The sequence below is a fragment of the Bradyrhizobium centrosematis genome (genome assembly GCF_045571495.1).
Lineage (GTDB): Bacteria > Pseudomonadota > Alphaproteobacteria > Rhizobiales > Xanthobacteraceae > Bradyrhizobium > Bradyrhizobium centrosematis.
The window spans coordinates 5,498,281-5,524,434 of sequence record NZ_CP120703.1 but is presented as its reverse complement, the minus strand read 5'-3'; the positions used below and the strand labels follow the sequence as shown (position 1 = coordinate 5,524,434).

General features: G+C 65.2%; 26 protein-coding genes. 16 read left to right on the top strand and 10 right to left on the bottom strand.

What is annotated here, in order from left to right; genetic code table 11:
* The first annotated feature begins 129 nt into the window (after positions 1-129).
* The 3 genes from groES to P6U31_RS26325 all read left to right on the top strand — a co-directional run bounded on the left by groES (position 130) and on the right by P6U31_RS26325 (position 2,520).
* Complete coding sequence (gene groES, locus P6U31_RS26335; protein WP_407184671.1) at positions 130-444, top strand: co-chaperone GroES; 315 nt, start codon at positions 130-132, stop codon at positions 442-444.
* A gap of 33 nt (positions 445-477) precedes the next feature.
* Positions 478-2,097, top strand: coding sequence for a chaperonin GroEL (groL, locus tag P6U31_RS26330; RefSeq protein WP_407184670.1), 1,620 nt, complete (start codon positions 478-480; stop codon positions 2,095-2,097).
* Between the two features lie 90 nt (positions 2,098-2,187).
* Complete coding sequence (locus tag P6U31_RS26325) at positions 2,188-2,520, top strand: hypothetical protein (RefSeq protein ID WP_407184669.1); 333 nt, start codon at positions 2,188-2,190, stop codon at positions 2,518-2,520.
* Between the two features lie 206 nt (positions 2,521-2,726).
* Here P6U31_RS26325 and rpoH read toward each other — a convergent pair whose 3' ends face one another.
* Positions 2,727-3,737: an RNA polymerase sigma factor RpoH gene (gene rpoH / locus P6U31_RS26320; RefSeq protein WP_407184668.1), complete on the bottom strand. Its 1,011-nt coding sequence runs from the start codon at positions 3,735-3,737 to the stop codon at positions 2,727-2,729.
* Between the two features lie 370 nt (positions 3,738-4,107).
* Between rpoH and P6U31_RS26315 the strand changes: the two genes are divergently transcribed.
* Positions 4,108-4,341, top strand: coding sequence for a hypothetical protein (locus P6U31_RS26315; protein ID WP_407184667.1), 234 nt, complete (start codon positions 4,108-4,110; stop codon positions 4,339-4,341).
* A 38-nt stretch (positions 4,342-4,379) separates the two neighbouring features.
* Here P6U31_RS26315 and ftsH read toward each other — a convergent pair whose 3' ends face one another.
* Together ftsH and P6U31_RS26305 are read right to left on the bottom strand one after the other, a co-directional pair.
* Positions 4,380-6,221, bottom strand: coding sequence for an ATP-dependent zinc metalloprotease FtsH (gene ftsH, locus P6U31_RS26310; protein ID WP_407184666.1), 1,842 nt, complete (start codon positions 6,219-6,221; stop codon positions 4,380-4,382).
* A gap of 240 nt (positions 6,222-6,461) precedes the next feature.
* A complete protein-coding gene (locus P6U31_RS26305) occupies positions 6,462-6,734 on the bottom strand; it encodes a hypothetical protein (RefSeq protein ID WP_407184665.1) in 273 nt (90 codons plus the stop codon).
* Positions 6,735-7,071: 337 nt separating this feature from the next.
* Between P6U31_RS26305 and P6U31_RS26300 the strand changes: the two genes are divergently transcribed.
* Positions 7,072-7,434, top strand: a complete 363-nt coding sequence (locus tag P6U31_RS26300) for a copper resistance protein CopC (protein WP_407184664.1) — start codon at positions 7,072-7,074, stop codon at positions 7,432-7,434.
* Positions 7,435-7,441: 7 nt separating this feature from the next.
* On the top strand, positions 7,442-9,097 hold the full coding sequence (locus P6U31_RS26295) for a copper resistance D family protein (protein ID WP_407184663.1): 1,656 nt from the start codon (positions 7,442-7,444) through the stop codon (positions 9,095-9,097).
* 90 nt (positions 9,098-9,187) lie between these two features.
* Here the strand turns inward: P6U31_RS26295 and P6U31_RS26290 are convergent, their stop codons facing one another.
* Positions 9,188-9,679 (bottom strand): MarR family winged helix-turn-helix transcriptional regulator, encoded by a 492-nt coding sequence (locus tag P6U31_RS26290; RefSeq protein ID WP_407184662.1) that lies wholly within the window; start codon positions 9,677-9,679, stop codon positions 9,188-9,190.
* Between the two features lie 125 nt (positions 9,680-9,804).
* Between P6U31_RS26290 and P6U31_RS26285 the strand changes: the two genes are divergently transcribed.
* The 6 genes from P6U31_RS26285 to P6U31_RS26260 all read left to right on the top strand — a co-directional run bounded on the left by P6U31_RS26285 (position 9,805) and on the right by P6U31_RS26260 (position 16,474).
* On the top strand, positions 9,805-10,347 hold the full coding sequence (locus P6U31_RS26285; protein ID WP_057195783.1) for a VOC family protein: 543 nt from the start codon (positions 9,805-9,807) through the stop codon (positions 10,345-10,347).
* 28 nt (positions 10,348-10,375) lie between these two features.
* Positions 10,376-12,013, top strand: a complete 1,638-nt coding sequence (locus P6U31_RS26280; protein WP_407184661.1) for an FAD-dependent oxidoreductase — start codon at positions 10,376-10,378, stop codon at positions 12,011-12,013.
* Entirely contained in the window at positions 12,010-12,198 is a 189-nt protein-coding gene (locus P6U31_RS26275) for a DUF2783 domain-containing protein (RefSeq protein ID WP_407184660.1), read from the top strand. The genes P6U31_RS26280 and P6U31_RS26275 overlap by 4 nt, the downstream gene beginning before the upstream one ends.
* 237 nt (positions 12,199-12,435) lie before the next feature.
* Positions 12,436-12,876 (top strand): EF-hand domain-containing protein, encoded by a 441-nt coding sequence (locus tag P6U31_RS26270; RefSeq protein ID WP_407184659.1) that lies wholly within the window; start codon positions 12,436-12,438, stop codon positions 12,874-12,876.
* A gap of 31 nt (positions 12,877-12,907) precedes the next feature.
* The gene (locus P6U31_RS26265; protein WP_407184658.1) at positions 12,908-15,193 is read left to right on the top strand and encodes a heavy metal translocating P-type ATPase; all 2,286 of its coding nucleotides are present in this window, start codon (positions 12,908-12,910) and stop codon (positions 15,191-15,193) included.
* Positions 15,194-15,286: 93 nt separating this feature from the next.
* Entirely contained in the window at positions 15,287-16,474 is a 1,188-nt protein-coding gene (locus P6U31_RS26260; protein ID WP_407184657.1) for a CaiB/BaiF CoA transferase family protein, read from the top strand.
* Between the two features lie 2 nt (positions 16,475-16,476).
* Here P6U31_RS26260 and P6U31_RS26255 read toward each other — a convergent pair whose 3' ends face one another.
* The gene (locus P6U31_RS26255; RefSeq protein ID WP_407184656.1) at positions 16,477-17,199 is read right to left on the bottom strand and encodes a DUF72 domain-containing protein; all 723 of its coding nucleotides are present in this window, start codon (positions 17,197-17,199) and stop codon (positions 16,477-16,479) included.
* Positions 17,200-17,289: 90 nt separating this feature from the next.
* Between P6U31_RS26255 and P6U31_RS26250 the strand changes: the two genes are divergently transcribed.
* Complete coding sequence (locus P6U31_RS26250; RefSeq protein WP_407184655.1) at positions 17,290-17,505, top strand: hypothetical protein; 216 nt, start codon at positions 17,290-17,292, stop codon at positions 17,503-17,505.
* A 220-nt stretch (positions 17,506-17,725) separates the two neighbouring features.
* On the opposite strand, the gene P6U31_RS26245 is transcribed toward P6U31_RS26250, so the two are convergent.
* From P6U31_RS26245 to P6U31_RS26225, 5 genes are all read right to left on the bottom strand, one after another.
* Positions 17,726-18,874, bottom strand: coding sequence for an amidohydrolase (locus tag P6U31_RS26245; RefSeq protein WP_407184654.1), 1,149 nt, complete (start codon positions 18,872-18,874; stop codon positions 17,726-17,728).
* A gap of 163 nt (positions 18,875-19,037) precedes the next feature.
* A complete protein-coding gene (locus P6U31_RS26240) occupies positions 19,038-20,123 on the bottom strand; it encodes a mandelate racemase/muconate lactonizing enzyme family protein (RefSeq protein ID WP_407184653.1) in 1,086 nt (361 codons plus the stop codon).
* Positions 20,124-20,239: 116 nt separating this feature from the next.
* Positions 20,240-21,433, bottom strand: coding sequence for a M20/M25/M40 family metallo-hydrolase (locus P6U31_RS26235; RefSeq protein ID WP_407184652.1), 1,194 nt, complete (start codon positions 21,431-21,433; stop codon positions 20,240-20,242).
* Between the two features lie 33 nt (positions 21,434-21,466).
* Positions 21,467-22,711, bottom strand: a complete 1,245-nt coding sequence (locus tag P6U31_RS26230; RefSeq protein WP_407184651.1) for an MFS transporter — start codon at positions 22,709-22,711, stop codon at positions 21,467-21,469.
* Positions 22,712-22,910: 199 nt separating this feature from the next.
* Positions 22,911-23,444 carry a hypothetical protein gene (locus P6U31_RS26225; protein WP_407184650.1) on the bottom strand — a complete coding sequence of 178 codons (534 nt, stop codon included), beginning with the start codon at positions 23,442-23,444 and terminating at the stop codon, positions 22,911-22,913.
* Between the two features lie 395 nt (positions 23,445-23,839).
* On the opposite strand from P6U31_RS26225, the gene P6U31_RS26220 reads away from it, so the two are divergent.
* The 3 genes from P6U31_RS26220 (at position 23,840) to P6U31_RS26210 (ending at position 25,935) form a co-directional block, all read left to right on the top strand.
* Complete coding sequence (locus tag P6U31_RS26220) at positions 23,840-25,258, top strand: TAXI family TRAP transporter solute-binding subunit (protein ID WP_407184649.1); 1,419 nt, start codon at positions 23,840-23,842, stop codon at positions 25,256-25,258.
* A gap of 90 nt (positions 25,259-25,348) precedes the next feature.
* On the top strand, positions 25,349-25,576 hold the full coding sequence (locus P6U31_RS26215; RefSeq protein ID WP_407184648.1) for a hypothetical protein: 228 nt from the start codon (positions 25,349-25,351) through the stop codon (positions 25,574-25,576).
* Positions 25,577-25,752: 176 nt separating this feature from the next.
* A complete protein-coding gene (locus tag P6U31_RS26210; RefSeq protein WP_407184647.1) occupies positions 25,753-25,935 on the top strand; it encodes a hypothetical protein in 183 nt (60 codons plus the stop codon).
* Positions 25,936-26,154 lie beyond the last annotated feature (219 nt).

Sequence of the window (26,154 nt, the reverse complement as noted above, 5' to 3'; positions counted from 1 at the left end):
CTCGCGATCAAAAATTTTTGCCTGGCCCTCTTGAACCGAAATCGGCCTGCTCCTAGGTCGTTTTCCGCCCGGGGGCCGGTTCCGGACCCGGATTTTGGACATCGCTGAACCTACTCAAGGAGGATGTGCATGCATTTCCGCCCGTTGCACGACCGTGTGCTCGTGCGCCGCATCGATGCCGAGGAGAAGACCGCCGGCGGCATCATCATTCCCGACACCGCCAAGGAGAAGCCGCAGCAGGGCGAGATTATCGCCGCTGGGCCGGGTGCACGTAACGAGCAGGGCCAGCTCGTGCCGCTCGACGTCAAGATCGGCGACCGGGTGCTGTTCGGAAAGTGGTCGGGCACCGAGGTCAAGATCGAGGGCGAGGAGCTCCTGATCATGAAGGAGAGCGATCTTCTCGGCGTCGTCGAACAGGCCGGCGCGCTGAAGAAGGCGGCGTAACTGACAGTCATCGAACGGAAAGGAGTTTGAAACATGGCTGCCAAAGACGTGAAGTTCGCGACCGAGGCCCGCGAGCGCATGCTGCGGGGCGTCGACACACTGGCCAATGCGGTGAAGGTCACGCTCGGTCCCAAGGGACGCAACGTCGTCATCGAGAAATCGTTCGGCGCGCCGCGCATCACCAAGGACGGCGTCACCGTCGCCAAGGAGATCGAGCTGGAGGACAAGTTCGAGAACATGGGCGCGCAGATGGTGCGCGAGGTCGCCTCGAAGACCAATGATCTCGCCGGGGACGGCACCACCACGGCGACCGTGCTGGCGCAGGCCATCGTCAAGGAAGGTGCCAAGGCGGTCGCCGCCGGGATGAACCCGATGGACCTCAAGCGCGGCATCGACCTGGCCGTGGACGCGATCGTGGCTGACCTCAAGTCGCACGCCAAGAAGGTCACCTCCAACGACGAGATCGCGCAGGTCGGCACCATCTCCGCCAACGGCGATACCGAGATCGGCCGTTTCCTGGCGGAGGCCATGCAGAAGGTCGGCAACGAGGGCGTGATCACCGTCGAAGAGGCCAAGAGCCTGCACACCGAACTCGAGGTGGTCGAGGGCATGCAGTTCGACCGCGGCTATGTCTCGCCCTATTTCGTCACCAATGCGGAGAAGATGCGGGTCGAGCTCGAGGACCCCTATGTGCTGATCCACGAGAAGAAGCTGTCGGGCCTGCAAACGATGTTGCCGCTGCTCGAGCAGGTCGTGCAATCCGGCAAGCCGCTTCTGATCATCGCCGAGGAAGTCGAAGGCGAGGCGCTGGCCACGCTGGTCGTCAACCGGCTGCGCGGCGGCCTGAAGGTGGCCGCGGTCAAGGCGCCCGGCTTTGGCGACCGCCGCAAGGCGATGCTGGAAGACATCGCGATCCTCACGGGCGGCACGGTGATCTCCGAAGACCTCGGCATCAAGCTCGAGAACGTCACCGTGAAGATGCTGGGCCGCGCCAAGAAGGTGGTGATCGACAAGGAGAACACCACGATCGTCGACGGCGCCGGCGCCAAGAAGGACATCGAGGCGCGTAGCCAGCAGATCAGGGCGCAGATCGAGGAGACGACCTCGGATTACGACCGCGAGAAGCTCCAGGAGCGTCTGGCCAAGCTCGCCGGCGGCGTTGCGGTCATCCGGGTCGGCGGCGCGACCGAGATCGAGGTGAAGGAACGCAAGGACCGCGTCGACGACGCGCTGCACGCGACGCGGGCTGCCGTCGAGGAAGGCATTCTGCCGGGCGGTGGCGTGGCGCTGCTGCGCGCCCTCAAGGCGCTCGATGGCGTCAAGACCGTCAACGCCGACCAGAAGGCGGGCGTCGACATCGTGCGGCGCGCGATCCAGGTGCCGGCCCGGCAGATCGTGCAGAACGCGGGCGAGGACGGCTCGGTCGTCGTCGGCAAGCTCCTCGAGAACGAGACATACACGTGGGGCTTCAACGCGGCGACGGGCGAGTACCAGGACATGGTCAAGGCCGGCGTGATCGATCCTGCCAAGGTGGTGCGCACCGCTTTGCAGGACGCGGCCTCCGTCGCCTCACTGCTCATCACGACCGAAGCGCTGGTGGCTGACAAGCCGAAGAAGGCCGAAGCGGCAACCGCTCCGGCGATGGACTTCTAAAGAACGAGCGAGCCCGGCGCTGCCGCCGGGCTCGCTTTCCTGAGTGTTGTCACGATCAACGGATCTGTTTTCGAACGACTGGAGGATGAGATGATTAAGCATCGTACTTTCTCCGCTCGCGCGGAGAACACGCAAATGGCGCGGCACCTTGCCGCCGCGGCTGTCGCTGCCAGCCTCTCTCTCGTGCCCGTTGCGGGCCATGGTGCCGAGAGCGCCGGCTCGGCAGCCAACGCAGCAGACACTTTCGAACGGCTGACGTTGCCGCCGATCCCATACCTGGACACGATGCCGTGGTCGAACTGGGAGCGGACCAATGCCACCATGAAGGTGGATACGCTGCTGTCGCCGGTGCTCGGGCCATCGGGTATCCGTCTCGATGCGACCCCGCACGACCAAGCCCGGCCACAACCTGCCATGAGCTGAGGCGCCGGAGCGGCCGCGGGGCCGCTCCGCTGTCGACGCACATGCAAGTGAAAGGAGGATGATGAGAAATGAGAGGCGTCGTTGTCGGAGTTGCTTTGTTGGGAATGATCAACGTCCTCCAGGCCAAGGAGACGGATCTTCCGCGCGGAGACGCACGGAGCTCGGCCGTGCCCACGCGGCAGCTTGCGACCAGCTCCGCGGCGGTCTCACGCAGCGATACCGAGAAGCCGCGCCGCAATGGGCGCCGGAGCCCCGAGTTTTCCGCCGAGCGCATTATCCCTGACATCTGCACCAGGTGCTGATCGGCCTTTTGGCCGATCAGCAGTCGGGGGGACCGCGGCAGGGCCCGTATCAGCAAGACGGGCGCAGACCTTTGCCTTGATCCGCTGCAGCGCACGCTGCTCGATCTGCCGGATTCGCTCGCGCGAGATGCCGAACTGGCCGGCAAGCTGCTCCAGCGTCTTTTGCGGCTCGTCCAGATATCGAGCCTTGACGATGCTGTGCTCGCGCGGAGACAGCGCAACGAGCGCCTCGGCGAGGGCAGTCCTCTCTCGTTCACGATCGCTCGCCTCCAGCAGCAGGTTCTCCGGATCGGGAGAGGGATCCACCAGCCGATCCTGCCACTCGTCTCCCTCGGTGTCCGCGCTGAGCGGCATGTTGAGGGAGATGTCGCCGCGCAGCCTGCCGTCCATCTCGATCACGTCGCCTTCTCTCACCTTGAGGCTGCCGGCAATCTGCTTGAGCTGATCGGCACGCAGATCGCCGTCCTCCGGGACGCCGAGCCTGCTCTTCAGCTTGCGGAGGTTGAAGAACAGCTTCTTCTGCGCCGCCGTGGTGCCGAGCTTGACGAGCGACCATGATCTGAGGATGTATTCCTGCACGGCCGCCTTGATCCACCAACTCGCGTAAGTCGCGAGCCGAAAGCCCTTCTCGGGGTCGAACCGCTTGACAGCCAACATCAACCCCACATTCGCCTCGGAAATGAGATCGGCGATGGCAAGGCCATAGCGGCGATATTGAAGCGCGATCTTCGCCGCCAGGCGCAGATGACTGGTCACCAGCCGGTAGGCCGCCTCAGGATCGCCGCGATCCCGCAGGCGGCGCGCATATTCGATCTCCTCCGGCGCCTCGAGCAATGGAAATCGATGGATCTCGTTCAGATAGCGGGACAGCCCGCGTTCGGAATGGATCATAGGAAGCGACGAGACGGGCAGCATCGCTCACTCCTTACCGACACCATTTGCGCAGAGCCGGTACGCCCTGCTGCTTGAAGCACCGCGCGCGGCGACGCCGGCCGGCCGCGCATTCTGGGCATAGGTCGTTCTCATGTCCAAATCCTCCGGAGAGCAAGATGGTCAGAACCACCGATCGCCTGACCCACTGAGCCCAATGAGGCGCCCAGATGTGGTCAGGCCGGCGGTGCCTCTAGAATTTCAAAATGGGCTGAATGTTCCGGCGTGAATGAGCCGCAGGGCACGCAGTCAGGCTGTCCCTTGAACCGAGACGTCTTCATTCTACCTTGATCCATGCACGCGGCGGGTCGCGCCCGCTGGTCGAGCAACCGAGATCTTATGTTTGGTTCGTGGAATGGATAATTATCGTGATCTCGTCAGCGCGGCCCTCGCGCTGTTCTGCGCCGGCGTGATGTTGGTGGCCGGTCACCTCTTCATCGAATGGCGCGCCAGGCATGCTGATCCCGCTACGGGAATGGAGGCGCCCGCGAGCGAAGACCTGCCTTTGCCGAAGATTTCGAACGGTTCGCCACCGAACAGGAAAATGATCGAGCTTCCGGCGGAGATCAGGGTGAAACGGGCCGCGTAGCGGCCGGTCCTGCGCCTGAGGCATCGAACGGCGCCAGGTCAAATCGCACGCAATCCTTCCCTCGGCATTTCCTGGACCAGCGCGTCGATATCGCTCTGCTCCAGGGTTTCCTTCTCCAGCAGCTTCTTCGCAGCGCGATCCAGGATCGGCCGCCGCGTGTTCAGGATGCCCTGGGTACGCTGGAAGACCTGGTCGACGATCGACTTGACCTCCCGATCGACCGCAGCTGCGGTCTCTTCGGCATAGTCGCGCTCGCGCGTCGGATAGGCGCGGTCCGGACCTGCAAGGAAGTTGCCGGGATCGCGCTCATAGGCGACGCTGCCGAGTCTCTCAGACATGCCGTAGCGCGTCACCATGCTGCGCGCGATGTCAGTCACCCGGCGCAGATCGTCGGCCGCACCGGTTGACAAATGCCCGAACACGATCAACTCGGCCGCCCTGCCGCCGAGCAGCACGGCCATCTTGTTCTCCAGTTCCTCCTTCGTCATCAGGAAGCGGTCTTCGATCGGTCGCTGGATGGTGTAGCCGAGCGCGCCCACGCCGCGCGGGATGATCGACACCTTGTGCACGGGGTCGGTGCCGGGCAGCGAGAGCGCGACGAGGGCGTGTCCCATCTCGTGATAGGCGACGATTTCGCGCTCCTTAGCATTGAGCAGGCGGTTGCGCTTCTCGAGGCCCGCGACCATACGCTCGACCGCATTGTTGAAGTCGCTCATGCTCACCGCGTCGGCCCCGCGGCGCGTCGCCAGAAGCGCGGCTTCGTTGACGAGGTTGGCAAGGTCCGCGCCGGTAAAGCCGGGCGTCAGCGCTGCGACCGTCTCTGCCTCGACGTGCTCGGCCAGGCGCACCTTCTTCATATGGACCTTGAGAATCTCGATGCGGCCCTTCTTGTCGGGGCGGTCGACCAGCACCTGCCGGTCGAAGCGGCCGGCGCGCAGCAGGGCAGGGTCGAGGATTTCCGGCCTGTTGGTGGCGGCGAGGATGACAAGCCCGGAGCGGGAATCGAAGCCGTCGAGCTCGACCAGCAACTGGTTGAGAGTCTGCTCCTTCTCGTCGTGGCCGCCTGCGAAGGGGCCGATGCCGCGGGCGCGGCCAAGCGCGTCGAGCTCGTCGATGAAGATGATGGCCGGCGCCTTTTCGTGCGCCTGCTTGAACAGGTCCCGCACCCGCGCGGCGCCAACGCCGACGAACATCTCGACGAACTCCGACCCGGAGATCGAGAAGAACGGCACTCGGGCCTCGCCCGCGACAGCCTTGGCCAGCAGGGTTTTGCCAGTGCCCGGCGGGCCCACCAGCAGCACGCCTTTCGGCATGCGGCCGCCAAGCCGGCCATAATCAGTGGGGTTCTTCAGGAAATCGACCACCTCGCGAAGCTCGTCCTTGGCCTCATCGACCCCTGCAACATCGGCGAAGGTGACCCCGGTGTTGGACTCGACATAGACCTTGGCCTTGCTCTTGCCGATCGCCATCAGCCCGCCGCCGATGCCGCCGCCTTCCGCCATGCGGCGGCCGATGTACCACCAGAGACCGAAGAACAGCAGCACCGGCATGACCCACGACAACAGGTCCCGCAGGAACGTGCTCTCGATCTGGCCGGTGAAGCGGACGTTGTATTTCTCAAGCTCCTGGGCGACGTCCTGGTCGACGCGCGTGGTGACGAATTGTTTCTGGCCGCCGGCAAGCGGCTCCTTCAGCGTGCCTTGCAGGGTCCGATCGGAGATGCCGACTGCCTCGACCTTCCCCTGGCGCAGCAATTGCTGATATTCGCTGTAGGGAATCACGGCGATCTGGCTGGCCGTGGAAATGAGATGTTGGATCAAGAACACCGCGAAGATCGCGGCGGCAGCATACCCGAGATTGAAGCGGATATTCTTGTTCATGCGAAATCCGGATCCGATCGTGTTGCGCGGCGGGGCGGCGCCGAGGCGCATTCATGCGCGCTCGCGCGGGCCCGGTTACGCGTCCGGACCTGCATCGTATCCACAAAACTTCTCCTGCTGCCTTCTGTTCCGGACGCCAAGGTGCCTTGGCAGGCACCTGGCATCTGCAGCTTCGTGATCAGGCAATCGGGCGGTGTCATTCAGCGATAAGGCCCGGCTGCAGGCCGGGCCTTCCTCAGCTCACCACCAGTAGGGGTAGGCCGCTGGATAATAGCGGACGGTCCGATAGTATCGGGGTCCGTAGTAATATGCCGGCGGTCCATAGACCGGCTCATAATAGACCGGCGGTGCCGTCGCGGCCGCCAGCGCGCCCGTGAACAGACCCAGGGCAACTGCCGGACCGATGCCCGGACCACCCCAGTGATGATGACCTCGCCAGTGGGCCGAAGCCGGCGCAATCGTTCCGATGAGGAGCGTTGCTGCCGCGAGAACTGCAAGAGCAAGCTTTCTCATGTCATCTTCCTCGAACTTGTGCCCGCGCAAGCTGCGGGCCATTCCTAACCTCTGCATCAGTGTTGATCGCCGAACCCGCAAGGTCCGGCTGTGTTTGAACTTAGAATTGGTCGCGGCGACTTCAAGCCTCCGCGTCTCGCCCGGTGCGTGCCTCCCGCATCGGCATTTTGCCGCGGGCGGTGTGTCGCAGCGGCAACAGCCGATCCTTTTCCGCCGGTTGCAACCGGCTTGTCGCTCGCGTGCCCTTGCGAAGGCCGCCGGGGTTCCAACATAGGCACGGACCACGCGCCGGGGGCGGTGCGGTGGCGGGGCAGCTGCCGACTGCGAGTGACCAACCATGCGCGCGTTCGTTCGAATCGCGATCCTTCTATCCGCCATCTGGTGTCTTGCCGGCCCGAGCGCAGTCTTCGCGCACGCCATCATCGTATCGTCAGCGCCGGAGGCCGGTGCGACCATATCGGGAGATGCGATCGCGATCCGCCTCAAATTCAACAGCCGGATCGATCGCGCCCATTCCCGGCTGACGCTGCTGGCTCCGAACGGCGCCGCACAGGCGCTGGCGCCTGCGGCCGACGCGCCGGCCGACGAGCTCAAGGCCGAGGCGGCGCGGCTCTCCAGCGGCGCATGGCGCCTGCGCTGGCAGGTGCTCAGCGTCGATGGGCACATCACGCGTGGCGACATTCCGTTCATCGTTCACTGACCCTGCCTTGTACCTGTTTCTCGACATATTCGGCTATCTGTCGGTCGTCCTGCGCGGCCTGATCCTGATCGCGCAATCCGTCACGCTCGGCGGTCTCGCCTTTCAGATGTTTCTGTGGGGTCCGTTGCAGCCGCGGCTTTCCGTATTCGGCCTCACGATCGAGGAGAGGTGCCTGACGGTGCTGAAGGTCAGCGCCTTCGCATGGGCACTGCTCACCCTGGCCTCGCTGGGTCTCAATGCCGCCGCGCTGGTCGGAACGCTTCAGGTGCCCTGGAGTGAGGCGATCGGTGCCGATTTCGGCCGGGCCGACCTCGTCATTGCGGCCAGCGCATTCGGCCTCGCCGTGCTGGCCGATCGCCGCGCGCAGGGCCTGCGAGCCCTGGCGCTTCTCGCGCTCGCACTGCTCGCGCTCGCGATGCAGACCAGGCTGACCCACGCGGCGAGCCGGCCCGATCTCAGCTGGCCGCTGCTCTTGGCCGATGCCGGCCACATGCTGGGCGCCGCGATCTGGATCGGTGGGCTGCCCTATTTTCTGATCGCGTTGAACGGCTGCAAGGTGCCCTCCGACTGGCGCCTCATCGCACGGCGCTATTCGTTGATGTCCATGGCCGCAGTCGCGGCGATCGTCGCCGGCGGCCTCGTCATGGTCCTGAATTACATCGGCTCGATCGGGGCGATTTACGGCACCGCCTACGGCGTCATGACGCTTGCCAAGATCGGATTGCTGCTGATGCTGCTCGCGCTTGGCGCGGGCAATTATCTCCTGGTCGAGCGGCTGCGGCGCGATCCCGCGACGCCGATCCTCCGCCTCAAGCGCTTCGCCGAGGTCGAAATCGGCATCGGTCTGACCGTTCTGCTCGCCGCTGCGTCGCTGACGTCATTGCCGCCCGGCATCGATCTGTCGCGCGACCGGCTGAGCTGGCAGGAGATCGTCGAGCGCGCCACGCCGCAATGGCCGCCGCGCCTGACCAGCCCGGACTACGACAAGCTGACCATCGCGCAGCTCCAAGCCAGAATCACATTGGCCGATGCCGGGCGCAGCAGCGCGCCGTCAGCCTACGTTCCCGGCGAGGGCACGATCCTACCGCGCAATGCCGAGGACATCGCCTGGTCCGAATATAATCATCACTGGGCCGGCGTCTTCGTGGTGCTGATCGGGTTGCTTGCCCTGATTGAGCGTTTTCGCTGGGGCCGCTGGGCGCGGCACTGGCCGCTGCTGTTTCTCGGCATGGCGGCCTTCCTGTTCCTGCGCGCCGATGAGCAGGCCTGGCCGCTGGGTCCGGTTGGATTCTTCGAATCGCTGCGCGACCCCGAGGTGGCACAGCATCGCATCTTCGTGCTGCTGATCGCCGTGTTCGGCCTGTTCGAATGGCGCGTGCGGCTGCGCGGCGACAAGGCCGGACGCGCGGCGCTGGTGTTTCCCCTGACCACCGCGCTCGGCGGCGCGCTCCTGCTCACGCATTCCCATGCCATCGCCAACATCAAGGACCAACTCCTGATCGAGATGAGCCACACCCCGCTCGCCTTGTGCGGGATCGCGGCGGGCTGGGCGCGCTGGCTCGAATTGCGGCTCGACGGCCGCGTCCGCAACGTCGCGGCGTGGATCTGGCCCGTCGCCTTCATCCTGGTCGGCCTCATCCTGCTCGACTACCGCGAAGCCTGAGCGCGTGCTGTCGGTGATTCACCTCTCCCCGACGGGGAGAGGTGAATCGAGCCCTGAGCGCACAACGATTCAACCAAAACTCATCCTGCTTTAGCCCAACGCCTCCGAGAGCTTGTGCATCACGCGGTCGAGCACCTTCACCTCCTCAGGCGTCAGCACGTTGAGCAGCTCCGTCTCCCGCGCCAGTGCGAAAGGAACGATCTTGCGATACAGCGCGCGGCCGGCCGGCGTCAGCGAGACGATCAGCTCGCGCCGATCGTCGGGATGGTGCTTGCGGCTGGCGATGCCGCGCGCCTCCAGTCCCTGCACGGCGCGGCTGACCTGCATCTTGTCGAGCGTCGTCAGCGGACCGATCTCCTTGGTCGCAATGTCTGCACGTGCCCCGAGAATGGCAAGCACGCGCCATTCCTGCCGCGTCAGCGCAAACCGCTCGGAATAGACCTCGGCAACCGCCAGCGACACCTGCTCGGCAAGACGCGCCATCCGGTACGGAAAATATCGCTGCAAATCGAGCGCGCGACCATCCTGTCCCGAGCCGCGCTCGGCGGCATCCCCGCGCCGCATCTCACCCGAATGCCCCATCACGCGATGTCCGCTCCGCCGGTCCACCTGGCAAATTCTTCCGAGCCGGTTGATCCAGATCAAATCTGGGAAATAGTAACATCTGATACCAATTTCGCAACCGCAAGTCCAGGGAGCGAAACGTCATGAAGATCGAGAAGATCCACCACGTCGCCTATCGCTGCGTCGACGCCAAGGCCACGGTCGAGTTCTACAAGAAGGTCATGAATATGGATCTGCTCGGCGCCATCGCCGAGGACCGGGTGCCGTCGACCAAGGCGCCGGATCCCTACATGCACATCTTCCTCGATGCCGGAAACGGCAACATTCTCGCCTTCTTCGAGCTGCCGAACTCGCCGCCGATGGGCCGCGATCCCAATACGCCGGACTGGACCCAGCACATCGCCTTCCAGGTCAAGGACCTCGCCGAGCTCGAAGAGGCCAAGGCGCGCGCGGAAGCCGCCGGCCTCGACGTGGTCGGCGTCACCGATCACACCATCTTCAAGTCGATCTATTTCCGCGATCCCAGCGGCCATCGCCTGGAGATTGCCGCCTGGACCGCCACGCCCGAGCAGATCGACCGCATGAAGTCGGTCGCGCATGAGATGGTCGAGGAATGGTCGCGCACCAAGCGTCCGCCGCGCCACACCGCCTGGATGCACGAGAAGGAATTCGCGGACGCGCATTGATCCCGCACCCGTGCATCAGGAAGCGAACATGACGAGCTACATCTATCCGAAGTTCGGCTATCGGCGCTCTCAGGAACAGGCCGATTGCATCGTGAAGCGGCATCCGATCGTGGTGATCGGCGCAGGTCCCATCGGCCTCACCGCGGCGCTCGACTGTGCGGCCCGCGGTCAGCCGGTCGTGGTGCTCGACGACAACGACACCGTCTCGATCGGCTCGCGCGCGGTCTGTTACGCCAAGCGTCCGCTGGAGATCTGGGACCGCCTTGGCTGCGCGGCGCCGATGGTCGAGCGCGGCGTCAGCTGGAAGGTCGGCAAGGTGTTCTTCCGGGACGAGATGTCCTATCAGTTCGATCTGTTGCCGGAGGCCGACCACCAATGGCCGGCCATGATCAATCTGCAGCAATATCATCTGGAAGAGATGCTGGTTGCCCAATGCAGGGCCAATCCGCTGATCGAGCTGCGCTGGAAGCACCGGCTCATCAGCCTCAAGCAGGCCGCCGACCATGCGACGCTGGCGGTGGAAACGCCCGACGGCATCTTCACCATGGAGGCGCAATGGGTGATCGCCTGCGACGGCGCCAACTCGGACGTACGCAAGATGGTGGGCGCCGAGTTCACGGGACAATTCTTCCAGGATCGCTTCCTGATTGCCGACGTTGCCATGAAGGCGGATTTCCCGACCGAGCGCTGGTTCTGGTTCGATCCGCCGTTCCATCCCGGCCAGTCTGTGCTGCTGCACCGGCAGGCCGACAACATCTGGCGCATCGACTTTCAGCTCGGCTGGGACGCCGATCCCGAGGAGGAAAAGCGGCCGGAGCGGGTGATCCCGCGCATCCGTGCCATGCTTGGCGAGGATGCCGAGTTCGCGCTCGAATGGGTCTCGATCTACCAGTTCGCCTGCCGGCGTATCGACAATTTCCGGCAAGGCAGGGTGCTGTTCGCCGGCGACGCCGCGCATCAGGTCTCGCCGTTCGGCGCGCGCGGTGCCAATACCGGCGTCCAGGACATCGACAATCTCGCCTGGAAGCTCGCGATGGTGCTGCGCGGCGAAGCCTCCGAAGCGCTGCTCGACAGCTACCACGAGGAGCGGGCCTATGCCGCGGACGACAATATCCTGAACTCGACGCGGGCGACCGACTTCATCACGCCGAAGACGAAGCCGAGCCGCTATTTCCGTGACGCGGTGCTAGAGCTCGCCCGGCATCACGGCTTTGCACGACCGCTGGTCAACAGTGGCCGGCTATCGACGCCGACTCCTTACGTGAGGTCGGCGCTCAACACGCCCGACCACGATGCGGTGCCGGGCGCCATGCGGCCCGGCATGAATGCGGCGGATGCGCCGATTGCCGTGGATGGCAAGCCGTCCTGGTTCCTGCACTGTCTCGGCGAGGGCTTCACGGTCGTTGCCTTCGGCAAGGTGAGCGACAAGACCGAGATCGCGGTGGGGCCGTTCGCGGCCAAGCTCATTCTCGTCGGCCGCGACATCGAGGATCCCACGGGTCTGCTTGCGCAGCGCTACGGCGCCTCGCCCGGAACCACGTATCTGTTCCGCCCCGATCAATATGTCGCCGCGCGTTGGACCGGATTCGACGAGGCCAAGATCACCGAGGCGGCGCTACGCGCAGCCGGCCACGACACCGCAGACCGGACGGAGCTTGCGGCATGATGCTCAACCTGTCACCGAACATCGCCGATCCCGACGATTTCTACGCCGAGCTGATCAACAGCCAACGCGATCTCGATGAGGAGCAGGCCCTGCGCATGAACGCCCGGCTGATCCTGCTGCTCGCCAACCACATCGGCGACCGCAAGATTCTCACCGAGGCGATTGGATACGCCCGCGCCGGTTAATTCACGGGACTACCGGCCTTGTCGGCAGTGGTGGCGTGCGTAGGCGGCCGGCAGCGGTTGCAATTGCGCGATCTCGTCGGCTGAATTCGGCGCCAAGGTCATTGGCGTGAGAAAGGCATGGGGCGCAAGCCGCTTTGTTGACTTGCCTCAAGGTAAAATCGGTGAAGTTCGACAACCTCCTTGGGCCCACATCAAGGCCGGAGGAGTGCCATGCGAGATCGAACCATTGCCGTAGCGTTGCTGTTCGCCATCTTGGGCCAGCCAGCTTTGGCTCAATCGCCGGCGGATCATCAAGGCCATCATCCCGGACAGGAGCAGACGCCGACGTCGCCGCAGTCGAGTTCTCCTGCCAATCCGTCCGCCGAGCGGCAGAGCCCGATGCCGGGTGGAGACATGATGGGAATGATGGGGCGCGGAATGATGGGACAAGGAATGAAGGGGGAGGGGATGAAGGAACATGGCGCGATGGGCAGTGACGCCATGCCGCCGCCGGTCGCCTTCCGCATCATCTTCGCGCTGATGGATGCCGATGGCGATGGGAACGTCTCGCTGCCCGAGTTTCAGGCCGCTCACGAGCGCGTGTTCAAGGCAATGGACCGCGACAAGGACGGCAAGCTCACGTTGGAAGAGATGATGGCGTTCATGCACAGGAGCAAGAGCCCCGTCCCGCAGCAATAGCAGGTGGAAGACGAAGGGCGCGCGCCAAGCCATGCCGTTTGATCGGGTCTTGCGATGGGCTCTGGTTGCGATCGCAATCGCAGGATTGACTGCAGGGACTCTCGCGCGGGCCGCGGGCCGGCCTGATCTGGCCGATCTCGCGTGGGCGCTCGGCACCGTGCCCGTGATTGCAGGATTGGCGGTCTCGATCGTCCAGGATCTGCTGAGGGGCCGCGTCGGCGTGGACGCGATCGCGCTGCTGTCGATGAGCGCGGCTTTGGCGCTCGGACAGCCGCTCGCAGGGGCTGTGGTCGCGCTGATGTATTCCGGCGGCAACCTGCTGGAAGAGATCGCGATCGCACGGGCGGAGCATGATCTGCGATCTCTGGTCGATCGGGCGCCGCGGCAGGTCCATCGCAAATCGAGCGAGCGGATCGAGGATGTTCCGATCGAGGAGGTGGCGGTCGGCGAGGAGCTTCTGGTGCAGGCCGGCGAAATCGTGCCGGTCGACGGTGTCGTTGCGTCGGCCTTCGCCGTGATCGACGAGTCCGCGGTTACAGGCGAACCGATTCCGGTGGAGAAGTCACGCGGAAGCGCCGTTCTTTCCGGTTCCCTGAACGCGGGTGAGACCTTCCAGTTGACCGTGACCGCGGCGGCCAGCGAGAGCACCTATGCGGGCATCGTGCGCATGGTGACTGCGGCGCAAACGGCGAGAGCTCCCTTCGTGCGGTTGGCCGACCGGCATGCGCTGATCTTCCTGCCGGTGACACTCGTCATCTCGTTCCTGGCATGGCACATCTCCGGCGACGTGACCCGCAGCCTTGCGGTGCTGGTGGCGGCGACGCCGTGCCCGTTGATTCTGGCCGCGCCGGTCGCCTTCATCGCGGGAGTGGCGCAAGCGGCCCGCCGCGGGATCCTGGTCAAGGGCGGCAAGGCGCTGGAGGCGTTGGCCCGTGCTCACACCGTGCTGTTCGACAAGACCGGTACCCTGACGGTGGGCGGGGCGCGGTTGCTCTCCGTCGAGGTCGCGCCGGGCGAGGATCCGGATCAGGTCCTCACGCTCGGCGCGTCGCTCGAGCAAGCTTCGCACCACGTGCTGGCGAAGGCCGTCGTCGCTGCGGCCCTTGCCCGTGGGCTCAAGCTGAAGCCGCCGGAGCACGTCAAGGAGACCATGGGAGCCGGCCTCAGCGGCCAGATCGACGGACGCCACGTCATGGCGGGCTCGCGAGAGATGCTTCTCTCGCGTGCCGAGCTTTCGTCATGGGAGGCGCGGGCGATTCGACGTGCCTCGTGGCGCTCGGCGCTGATCGTCTTTGTCGCGGTGAACGGCCGTCTCATCGGCGCGTTGCTGCTGGCGGACGAATTGCGCGCGGATACGCCACGCGCGATCCGGCTGCTGCGCGATGCCGGCATTGCGCGCATGGTGATGGTGACGGGTGATCGCGCTGCAGCGGCGCAGGCCATCGGAGCGGCGCTCGATCTCGATGCCGTGCTGGCCGATCGCGTTCCCGCGGACAAGGTCGAAGCGGTACGTAGCGAACAGCGGCTGCATCCGACCATCATGGTCGGCGACGGCATCAACGACGCCCCGGCGCTGGCTGTGGCCGACACGGGGGTCGCGCTCGGCGCGCGCGGTGCAAGCGCTTCCTCCGAGGCGGCAGATGTGGTGATTCTCACCGACCGGCTGGATCGGGTCGGCGAAGCGATCGTCATCGCGCAGCGCGCGCGGCGCATCGCCCTGCAAAGCATCTTCGTCGGGATGGGGCTGTCACTGGCGGCAATGGCCGCTGCCGGCCTTGGCTGGCTCGATCCGGTACCGGCCGCGATCGTTCAGGAGGTGATCGACGTCGCCGTCATTCTAAACGCGCTGCGAGCGCTCAATCCGCCGCTCGCCAGGAGTGGTCCGCGCCTCACCGCGGAGCAGGGGCTGACGTTGCATCACGATCATCAGGCTCTGCTTAGGGATCTCGGCCGCTTGCGTCAGATCGTCGACGCGCTGGACGATGCGGGGCCCGAAGCCGCCGCCGCGCTGATTGGTGAGGCGGATCGACTGGTTCAGGGCAGCGTGGTGATGCACGAGCGCGAAGATGAGGACAGCGTCTATCCGAAGCTCACGCAGGTGCTGCGCGACCGCCACGGGCTCTCTGCCATGAGCCGTGCGCATCGCGAGATACTGCATCTCGCCCGGCTGCTCGCCCGGATCGCGGAGGATCTGCCGTCGGAGAAGATCGACCGCTACCTCATTCGCGACGCTCAGCGCGTGATCGAGGCGATCGAAACTTTGGTGCGCATGCACACGGCCCAGGAGGAGGATATCTACGAGGCGGTTGCCGCATAGGCGATAGCCGTACATTGCGCCGGCATTGTGCATCCCCAACTTGCCCTGGCGGCCAGTCCCTGTAATCTGCAACAAACAACAGGGAAGGGTTCGATGGGAGGAGTTTTGGAGGGCGTGCGCGTGCTCGATTTCGGGCGCTATATCGCAGGTCCCTATTGCGCGACCTTGCTGGCCGAATTCGGCGCCGAGGTCATTCGTGTCGAGAAGCGCGACGGCAGCGAGGATCGCTTCGTGGCGCCGGTCGGTGAAGGCGGCGAGGGCGCGCTGTTCCTCCAGGTCAACCGCAACAAGAAGTGCGTCACGCTCGATCCGATGAAGCCGGACGGGCAGGAGGTGATGCGCCGCCTGATCGCGACCGCCGACGTCGTCGTCGCCAATCTGCCGCCGCAGACCCTGCGCGCCATGAAGCTCGACTACGAGTCGTTGAAGGCGATCAAGCCCGACATCATCCTGACCACGGCGACCGCGTTCGGCGGGCCGGGGCCGTGGTCCGATCGCGTCGGCTTCGACGGTGTCGGGCAGGTCATGTCGGGATCGGTGTACATGACGGGCGCGGGCGATCCGCCGTATCGCGCCGCGGTGAACTGGGTCGATTTCGGCACCGCGCTGCATTGCGCATTCGGCACGCTTGCCGCACTGATCGAGCGCGGCAAATCCGGGCGCGGGCAGGTCGTCGAGGGCGCGCTGCTCGCGACCGCCTTGTCCTTCACCAATGCGACGCTGATCGAGCAGGCCGTCATCAACGTCAACCGTGTTCCGACCGGCAATCTCGGCCAGACCGCAGCGCCCGCCGACATCTACCGCACCAAGGACGGCTGGGTGCTGTGCCAGGTCACCGGCCATCCGCTGTTCAAGCGCTGGGCAAGGCTGATGGGCGAAGAGGAGATCTGGCTGAACGATCCGCGCTTCGCCGACGATATCAGCCGCGGCAACAACGGCCGTATCATCAGCGAGCGGATGGCGCGCTGGTGCGCCGAGCGCACCACGCAGGAGGCCGTCGATGCGCTGGGCCAGGCGATGATTCCGACCGGGCCCGTGCTCTCGCCGCAACAGGCGCTGGATCATCCGCACATCCGCGCCGCCGGTTTCATGCAGGACGTCGACTATCCGGGGCTGCCGAAACCCGCACCGGTGACACGGGCCGCGGTCCGGCTCTCGGAAACGCCGGGCGAGATCGCGCGCCGTCCGCCGACCCTCGGTGAGCACACCGATCTCGTCCTTGCCGAGCTCGGCTATGACGAAGCCGCGATCGCGGCGCTCCGGCAGAGCGGCGTCATCTAGCGTCACAGCAGCTGCTTCAGCGCCAGCGCGTCGACGGGTGCTGCGCTCTTCTGGTCGTTGTCGAAATAGACATAGACGTCGCAGCCCTGCCGCTTCCAGGACTTGATGCGCTTGGCCCATTGCGCCAGCGTGGCCTTGGTATAGTGCCCGTGATAGCGTCCGCTCGGGCCGTGCCCGCGCACATAGACGAAATCGGCCGTGCGCTTCCACGGCGCCGGCGCGTCGTGATGGTCGGACAGGCACAGCGAGATGTTCTCGTCGGCCAGCATCCGCAGGATGCGCGGCTGATACCAGCTCGGATGACGGAATTCGAAACTGTACCGCCGTTTCCGCGACAGCAGCTTGAAGAACGATGCGAGACGGTCGGCATTCGCCTCGAATTGCGGGGGGAGCTGGAACAGGATCGGGCCGGCCTTGCCGCCGAGCCGGGAGATGCGGTCCTCCAGCAGCTCGAGGCTGTTGACCGAGCGCTCCGACAGGCGCTTCCAATGCGTGATGAATTTCGATGCCTTCCACGCGAAGACGAAATCGCGGCCGGTCTGCTCGCGCCAGCCTTTCACCGCCTCCGGCGTCGGCGTGCGGTAGAACACGCCGTTCAGCTCCGTGGTGTCGAACTGTCCGGCGTAGTAGCTGAGCTGCTGCTTGAGCGTCACGTCCTCGGGAAAGAACGGGCCGCGCCACGAGGCGTAATGCCAGCCGGAAGTTCCGATCAGAACGCGCGCCATCGACGTGCCATCTCCCGCCTTTTGCCGGAAGGGAACGTCCGTGCGGCCGATACGTTTCCGGTGCACGCGTCAATGCAAGGACCGGAACCGATGTACGCGCTGTTCGAAGGCAGCAAGCAGATTGGCGATCCCTTTCCGACCGAGAAAGAGGTTTGGGAAGCCGCCTTGATCGAGGGCCTCGTGACAGACGTCCCGGTCGCAGACGAGGAGGGTGGCCACCTGCTGCCTGCCGGATATCACGTCGCCCGCGTCGAGGAGACGTTCGAGCCGCGGCCAGACTGGAAGCTGCCGCGCGAGATTTCGTGAACGGCCCTGGGGCGGAATCGCTTGAGGTCGAACTGATGGCCACGGGCCCGGTGCAGCCTCTCCCGCTTGCGGGAGAGGTCGCGCCGAAGGCGCGGGTGAGGGCCTTCTCCTCTAGGGGATTGTCCCATCGCTGAAGCACCCTCTCCCCAGCCCTCTCCCGCAAGCGGGCGAGGGAGTGCATCTGTCAGGTGGCAAGCGATAAACCCGATCACATCGCGCTTTAGTTCGACGCCAGCGCCGCCTTGGCCACCTCCGCCATCCAGCTCGAGGCCACGGGCAGGATCGCGTCGTTGAAATCGTAGCGCGGGCCGTGCAGCTCGGCGCCATCGCGCAATTCGCCATTGCCGATCCAGACGAAGGCGCCCGGCCGCTGCTGCAGGTAATGGGCAAAATCCTCGCCGGCCATGCTCGGCGCGAGGTCGCGCCGCACCGGCACCTGCACCTTCTCCGCGGCGATCCGCGCGAGGTCCGCCTCCTCCGGCGTGTTGACCACCACACCCACACCCCAGACGATCTCCGGCGTGACCTTGACGCCGAAGCTCGTCGCAATCCCGGCGCAGGTCCGTTCGATGCCGTCGAGGATGGTACCCCTGACGGCCTCGCGGTGATAGCGCAGCGTGCCGCGGATGGTGACGCGGCCGGCGATCTGGTTCGGCGCGGTGCCGCCTTCGATGGTGCAGAGCGACAGCACCGCGGTGTCGAGCGGATCGACGCTGCGCGAGACCACCGATTGCAGCGCCACGATCAGATGACCGGCCGCCACCACCGGATCGCGCGTCAGATGCGGCATGCCGGCGTGGCCGGCATGGCCCTCGATGGTGATGGTGATGCGGCCGCCGGACGCCATGACGACGCCGTCGTGCACGGCGATGGTGCCGGCGGCAAGGCCCGGCCAATTGTGGAAGCCGAACACGCGCTGCATCGGAAATCGATCGAACAGCCCGTCCGCGACCATCGCGCGCGAGCCGCCAAAGCCTTCCTCCGCCGGCTGGAAGATGAAATCGATCGTGCCGCTCCAGCTGCTGTCGCCGGCGAGCAGCGCGGCGGCGCCGAGCAGCGAGGCGGTGTGGCCGTCATGGCCGCAGGCATGCATCACGCCTGGTGTCTTGGAGGCGTAGGGCAGGCCGGTGTCCTCGGTGATCGGCAGCGCGTCCATGTCGGCGCGCAGGCCGACGCGGCTCGGGGCATGTCCGCGCGTCAGGGTCGCGACGATGCCGTGGCCGCCGATGCCCGCCTCGAAGGGAATGCCGAGCTCGGTGAGCTTGTCCTGCACGAAGGCGGCGGTCTCCTTCTCCTGGAGCGACAGCTCCGGATGCATGTGAAGGTGCCGGCGCCACATGGTCAGTTTCTGGTGCAGTTCGGGGGACAAGGCGGGATCTTTCGCGGAGAGAGTCGACTTACAGTAAGCATAGCCGATTATCGGACCGCTGCATCAAGCGCCAGCGAATAGCTCGCGTGCAAAGCGCGCCGCTCTTTCCCCGTCATTCCGGGTTCGCGACTTCGTCGCGCCCTGGAATGACGAGCATTGGGTATCACGCCAGCTTTGCCAACCCCGCCCAGTCGAAGCTGATGCCGTGTCCGGGGCGGTCCGGCGCCAGTGCCTTGCCGTCCTCGAGCACCAGCGGGTGCTCGATGTATTTGTCGAGCCCGAAGCCGTGCGCCTCCAGATAGGAGCGGTTCGGGCAGGCCGCGAGCAGATGCACGGTGATGTCGTGCGCGCCGTGGCTGGTGACGGGCAGGTTGAAGGCCTCCGCCAGGTGCGCGATCTTCATGAAGGCGGAAACGCCGCCGCAATTGGTGACGTCAGGCTCGGGATAGGACACCGCGCCCGTGGCGATATAGCTCTTGAACTCCCACAGCGAGCGCAAATTCTCTCCCGCCGCGATCGGCACGCCGCCCTCCCGCATGATGCGGGCATGGCCCGCGACGTCGTCGGGGATGATCGGCTCCTCGAGCCAGGTGAGGTCGTAGGGAACGAAGGCCCGCGCGCCGCGGATCGCCTCCTCCACCGTCCACTTCATGTTGGCATCCGCCATCAGCGGAAAGCCGTCGCCGAGATGCCGTCGCATCGCGGCAACCTTCGCAACGTCCGCTTTGAGATCGGGGCGCCCGACCTTCATCTTGATGGCACGAAAGCCTTTGGCGAGATTGCCGTCGGTCTGCGCCAGCAGCTCATCCACGGAGAGGTCGAGGTCGATGCCGCCGGCATAGCAGGGCACGCGCGCGTCGAAGCCGCCGAGCAGCCGGTACAGCGGCACCTTGGCGCGGCGCGCCTTCAGATCCCACAGCGCGATGTCGAGCGCGGAGAGCGCCAGCACCATCGGCCCGCCGCGCCCACCGTAATGCAGCGCCCACCAGACGTGATGCCAGATCGCCTCGGTGTCATCAGCCTCGCGCCCTTCGACCAGCGGCGGGATCTCGCGCTTGAGAATGTCTGCAACAGCGCCGCCATTGCGCCCTACGGTGTAGGTGTAGCCGACGCCTTCGGCACCATCGGCATCGCGGATGCGGCAGGTGATCAGCTCGAACGCGGTGATCTCGCCATGAGTGGAATCGGAGAGCGTGACGGGAAGGGGGATCCGGTAGAATCCGGTCTCGATCGTCGCGATGCGTGCCATGCGGCCTCCCTGTATTTTTCTTCTTGTAGGACGGGTAGAGCGCAGCGAAACCCATCATCTCCGTCTTTGCAAGGAACGATGGGTTGCGCTGCGCTCTACCCATCCTACGACCTATCTCACCGCATCGTCGCGAGCTGCACGGCGAGTGCACAGGCGCGGTCGTATTCGTCGAGATTGATCCATTCGTCGATCGTGTGCGCCTCGTTTTGTCCGGCGCCGAAGGTTACGGTCGGGACGCCGTGGCGGACCATCCAGTTGGCATCGAGGCCGCCATTGGCGGCGCGCACGTTCGGGGTGCCGCCCACGGCGGAGACTGCCTCGATGGCACGTTTGACCACGGGCAGGCTCTCTTTCATGCGGAACGGATAATAGTCGGTCTCGGCCTTGAACTTGACCTTGCCGGACTTGCCTTGCGCGTTCGTCACCTTCTTGGCCGCCTTCTCGAACGCGGCCTTGTAGGCCTTCGTGATCTCCTTGAAGAACTTTCCGTCGTGGCTGCGGCATTCGCCGCGCACATGCACGTAGTCGGTGACGACGTTGGTGGCATCGCCGGCGGGGCGGCCCTCGCCGCCGGTGACGGGGCCGACATTGCTGGTGCCTTGCTTCTTGCCCTTCACCACCTTGCCGAACCAGCCGCCGGCCTTCACGTCCGCAAGCGCCAGCGCCATGATCATGGTCGCGGAGATGCCGCGCTCCGGCGCGACGCCGGCATGCGAGGCGCGGCCGAAGATCTCGACCGTCCAGCGGTCGGCGCCGACCGCGCCGATGACGACGTTGGAGGCGGAGCCGCCGTCATAGTTGAAGGCCATCACGGGCGAGCCGAGCTCGTCCACCTTGACGTGGCGTGCACCGTAGAGCCCGCTCTCCTCGCGGACGCAGAACAGCAGCGTGATCGGCGGATGATCGAGCTTCTGCTTTTCGAGCTCGGCGGCCAGCGTCACCAGCACGCCGCAGCCGCAGCGATTGTCGCCGCCGAGCGCGGTCTTGGCCTCGTTGACGATCTTGCGTCCCGATTTCTTCGGCTTGGCGCCGGCACAGAGCGGCACGGTGTCCATGTGGGTCATGAACATGATGCGCGGCTGGTTGTGCAGCGCGCCGCGGCCGGGCAGGTCGACGATGAGATTGCCGGTCTCGGTCGGCACCGGAATGCGCGTGTTGGCATCGTCGAGCCGGATCGCCTTCGTCGGCACGCCGCTCTCCTTCAATGCGGCGGTGAGCTCGCGCCCGATCGCCGCCTCCCGGCCGGTCACGCCCTCGACGGCGAGGAAGCGCATGAGGCGGTCGGTGGCGGCTTTGGTGTCGACAGGCATGATTCTTTCCTTGTGGCGAACCGGCCCACCATCCTACGAACGCTGCGTCGTGTAAGTCAAAAAGATCAGCACGCCGAGTGCCAGCATGGCAGCCATGAACAGCAGCACGGCCGGCAATCCGGCGAGCGCCGCCACTGCGCCCGTCACCGACTGCATCAGAGCCGCGCCGAGGAAGAACGCAAGGTTCACGGCTGCGAGTGCCTTGCCCGCCACCTGCGCATCGACGAGTTGACGGGACATGCCGAACAACAGCGGCTGGGCGGAGGTCGCAAGGCCGATCAGCACGAACAGCACGAGATCGTATTGCGGCGGCATCACGGGCACGCCGAACAACATCGACACCGCAGCCTGCGGCGCCCCGAGCGCCATCAGCGCCAGCAGCAGCGCCCCGACCATATGCGAGCCCGCCACCAGCGCGCGGCGGCGGCCGAGCCTGCGATCGATCATGCCGATGCACAGCGGCCCCGCGATCATCGCCAGCGTGAACGCGCCGAGCTGGTTGCCGGCTTCGACCCGCGACAATCCCTTCACCTGCATCAGCCACGGCCCGCCCCACAGGCCGCGCAGCACCAGCGAGGTCGCCAGCGACACCAGCGCGAGCGCGATCAGCCCACGCAACGGGCGCGAGAGGCCGAGCCTGAGCACCTCGATCATCTGCGACAGCGGCGAGGAATCGTCCTTGTGCTCGGCCGCCTGGTGCGGCACCAGCGCGAACACCGCGAGCGCGACCGCAACACCGCCGAGGGCGGATATCCAGAACCCGGCGCGCCAGCCGTAGGCGTCGACCACGAAGGCGAGCGGACTCGCCGACAGCAGCATGCCGATATTGCCGATCGAGAGGATGGCGCCCGACCACAGCCCGAACCGCGCCGCAGACAATTGCTTGGCTGCCAGCGTCATCGGGCACATCAGCATGCCCGAGGTGGCGACTCCCAGCATGAATTGCCCGACCGCAAAGCTCGCAGCCCCCGTGGCGAAGCCCGATGCCACCGCGCCGAGCACGGTGCCCGCGAGCAGGCTCAGCGACACCGGCCGCACGCCGAAGCGGTCCATCGCCGCGCCGACCGGGATCTGCGCCGCGGCAAAGGCAAACGGATAGATCGAGGTGAGGCTGGCGAGGGCCTGCGGCTCGATGTGGAAATCAGCCGCCATGAGATCGAGGCTGACGGCCGGAATGGTGCGCAGCAGAGTGGAGAGCATGTGGCCGCAGGCGAGTGCGACAAGCGCAAAGATCAGCGTGCGGGTGGCGGTGCCCGCGTCGTCGGCAGCAGTCTCCATGAGTATCTCGTCCCGGCAACTTTCGTGTCGCGTTACACGATCGGAGCGGCCGTGCCAAGGCGGGGCGATGGCACGGCGACATGCTCTGTTGCGCGGAGTGGTCAGGTCATGCCGCGAGCTCGCGGAGCAACCCCTTGCCTGGAGGGCCTGTCATGGCCTGCATGCAAGGGACGCAGCTCGCGTGCCCCGCAGGCGCAGGTCAACCGACCCGCGGATTGACCACCGCATAGCCGCGCAACGATCGCGCGTGAATGCGGGTTGCCCGGCCTCCCGAATTGCCGTCATACGCCATCCAGACGTCGCCGCCGACATGTTGCTCGAGAACGAAGACGTGCCCGTGTCGCGCGGCGACCATGCCCGGCGCCGGCGATGTCCGCGGAAAGCGCAGCCAGTTGGCGGCCAGGTTCAACCCCGGCACGATGCGGCCAAACACGCGAATGGATGCTGCGCAACCGCAGAAGGAATGCGGGCAGCCGGATGGGCGGCCCCCGACGACCCGGCCGGCGCCCTCTGCCGTCGCAACCTGCATGGCGGCGGGTCCCATCACCTCACGCTGCATGGGAAATCGCGACACCATCGTGCGGGTGCGTATGCTGGAGCCGGTGAAGTCGCACGGCATAATGACATTGCACTCCCGCGGCGCGGCGGGGAGGGATCGGACAGGGCGTGCATCGGCAATGCCGAAGGTAATCGCAAGAAGGAAAGCAACGATAAACGCAAACTGACGGCGCATTGCAGGTCTCCAGGTTCGTGAAGCCTGCCCCGCCGCAGAGACAGAACAATCCTGAACCAAAATACGGCGGCTGATCCGGACAGGCCGGAATCGAGCATCTTTGGTGAGTTCCACTAACCTATGCTAAGCGCGGCCATGCTGGCGCGTGAGTGCGATACTGGTCGCGCGCATTGCGTGCAGAGGCGCTGCGCGATCCGGGCACATCTACAGATGCCGGTTTTTTGCGACCGAAATCGGTTCGGCGAAGCACGGCCTTGCCTTATGCCTGCCGTGGCAAGCGCATCAGCGCGGCCTCAGGCGGCGGTCACGAACCAGGACGTCCGCCAGACGTTATAACCGGGAAAACGTGGCATCCTGCCACGCAGCAAGCGGCTTCATCTGCGGCCAGCGGCGCCATGTCTTCGTCCGAGCGTACAAGTCAGACGACCAGCGAGGCGGCCCGTCGAGAGCGGAGAAGGGGCAATTCCTTGCTCTTGGTTCTCGCCGTGGGATTCCTTGTCTTTGGCGCCGCGGCGGGCGCACTCTATTATGCATTGCGGCCGGACGTTCTCCGGATCGCCGTTGGACCACCAGGTAGCGACGACTACAAAGTCGTTCAGGCGATGGCGGATACCTTCGGCGGCGAAAGCCGGGCTGTCAGGCTGCATCCGATCAAGACAGAGGGAGCGGTGGAGTCGCTTGCCCTGCTCGGGGCTGGCAAAGCCGACCTCGCCGTCGGCCGTGGCGATCTGGAGATGCCCGCGGAGGCACAGACGGTCGCCGTGGTTCGCAAGAACTTCGTCGTGCTCTGGGCCCCTTCTCGAGCTGCCGGCAAGACGCCGAAGAGAAAGCCATTGCCGAAAATCAAGGAAGTTGCCGATCTCGCGGGGCGCCGGGTCGGCGTGATCGGCCGGACTCCGGTCAACGCTGCATTGCTGCGCGTCATCCTGAGCGCCTCCGGAGTGGAGGCGGACAAGGTCGTCGTGACACATTTTGGCACGGATCAGACCGAGGAGCTGGCGGCCGATCCAACCCTCGATGCCTACATGGCGGTGGGGCCGCTCGACAGCAAGATCACTTCCGATGCCGTGGCTGCGACGGCGCGGCTGCGCGGCGAACCGAAGTTTCTCGCCATCGAGACATCGGAAGCCATCGCCCTCAAGCACCCGCGGTATGAATCGGAGGAGATTCCGCCCAGCGTCTTCAATGCCGATCCGGCCTGGCCGGGCGACAAGGTTGAAACGGTGAGTGTCAGCCACCTGATCGTGGCGAGAAAGTCCCTGCCTGAAACGACAGTTGCCGCCTTTTTCCGGCAGCTCTTTGCCGTTCGCCAGGCGATCGCAAGGCAGGTCCCGGGTGCTGCGCACATTGCCAAGCCTGACGTCGACAAGGACACCGAGCTACCGGTGCATCGGGGAGCGGCGGCTGTCATCGACGGCAACGAACGGACGTTTCTCGATCGTTACGGCGACTACTTCTGGTTCGGGCTGCTGCTTCTCTCCGGGATCGGCTCGGCCGCCGCCTGGTTTCGTCGTTATCTCAATCGCGACGAAAGAGAGGAAACCAACAGCCACCGCAAGAGAATCCTGGCCATGGTGTCCAGCGCGCGAACCGCCGGATCCAGCCAGGAGCTTGTGGCTCTGCAGCGCGAGGCCGACGCCATCATCGCTGAAACGCTCGAGTGCTACGATGACGGCGCTATTGAGGAAGACGAACTCGCGGCTTTTGGTCTTGTGCTCGGGCTGTTGAGCAATGCCATCGCGGAGAGACGCGCCACGTTGCAGCGTGCCAATTTCGAAACTGTCAAAGGAGCGGCGTCCGCGTCGCGAAGTTGACGCGCCATTTTGAGGCCGCCGCTGCCGGTTTGACGGAAGACCGGAACAAAACGGACGTCCTCGCTCTTACTCCAGTCAGGAGATTCGTTCATGCTGAGCTCGAGACCGCCACGGGTCATTCGCACGACGCTTGATCTTGCGAACGCAAAGCAAGTCAAATCCGTTCGAAGGCGCCTCAAGATCTCCGATTCCGACCTGGTCAGGATCGTCGAAAAGATCGGCAATTCTCTGGCGGCCATAGAGAAGGAAGTTCAGCTCGAAAAGCTCGCGCTCGTTGAGCAGTGCAGCGCCAAGGGCGGACTTACGCCCCCGGGCTAGTTTCAGTCACCCCATCGAAAAGGAGAACGCGAATGAACGGCCTGATTTACCTCGTGGGATTGGTCGTCGTCGTCGCAGCCATTCTGTCATTCTTCGGCTTGCGTTGAGCACGCTCCCTTCGGGACAACGCGCGCCCCGGTCGGGTTTGAGTCCGTTCGCAACTTCGTGTGCATCAAATGGTTGATCTGCACCAGGTGAACACCATCATCGCCACGACCATTTGCGCGTTCTTCAAAGGACATCCGGACGCGCAAATCGGGACCGAGGAGGCCAAGCTGCTGGCGAAGCAGATTGCCCAGGCGCTGGAAGAGGCCGGTCTGCAAATTTCTGCCGCCGATCAGACAAGCGCGCCGCCCTAGCTCTTGGCGCGCAGCCGGTGATGTAGCCAAAGCGACGATTGCGGCGTTTCGCGAGGGTGAACGCGTCATGCAGCCCGCATGGTTGTTTCCCCTCCTCGTTCCGGAATGTGGCCTCTCTAAAGCGCGACGAGATTAGGTTTGGAGGGACTGTTGGTGATTCACCTCTCCCCTACGGGGAGAGGTCGGATTGTCCTGGCGATGCGAAGCATCGTCCAGCGC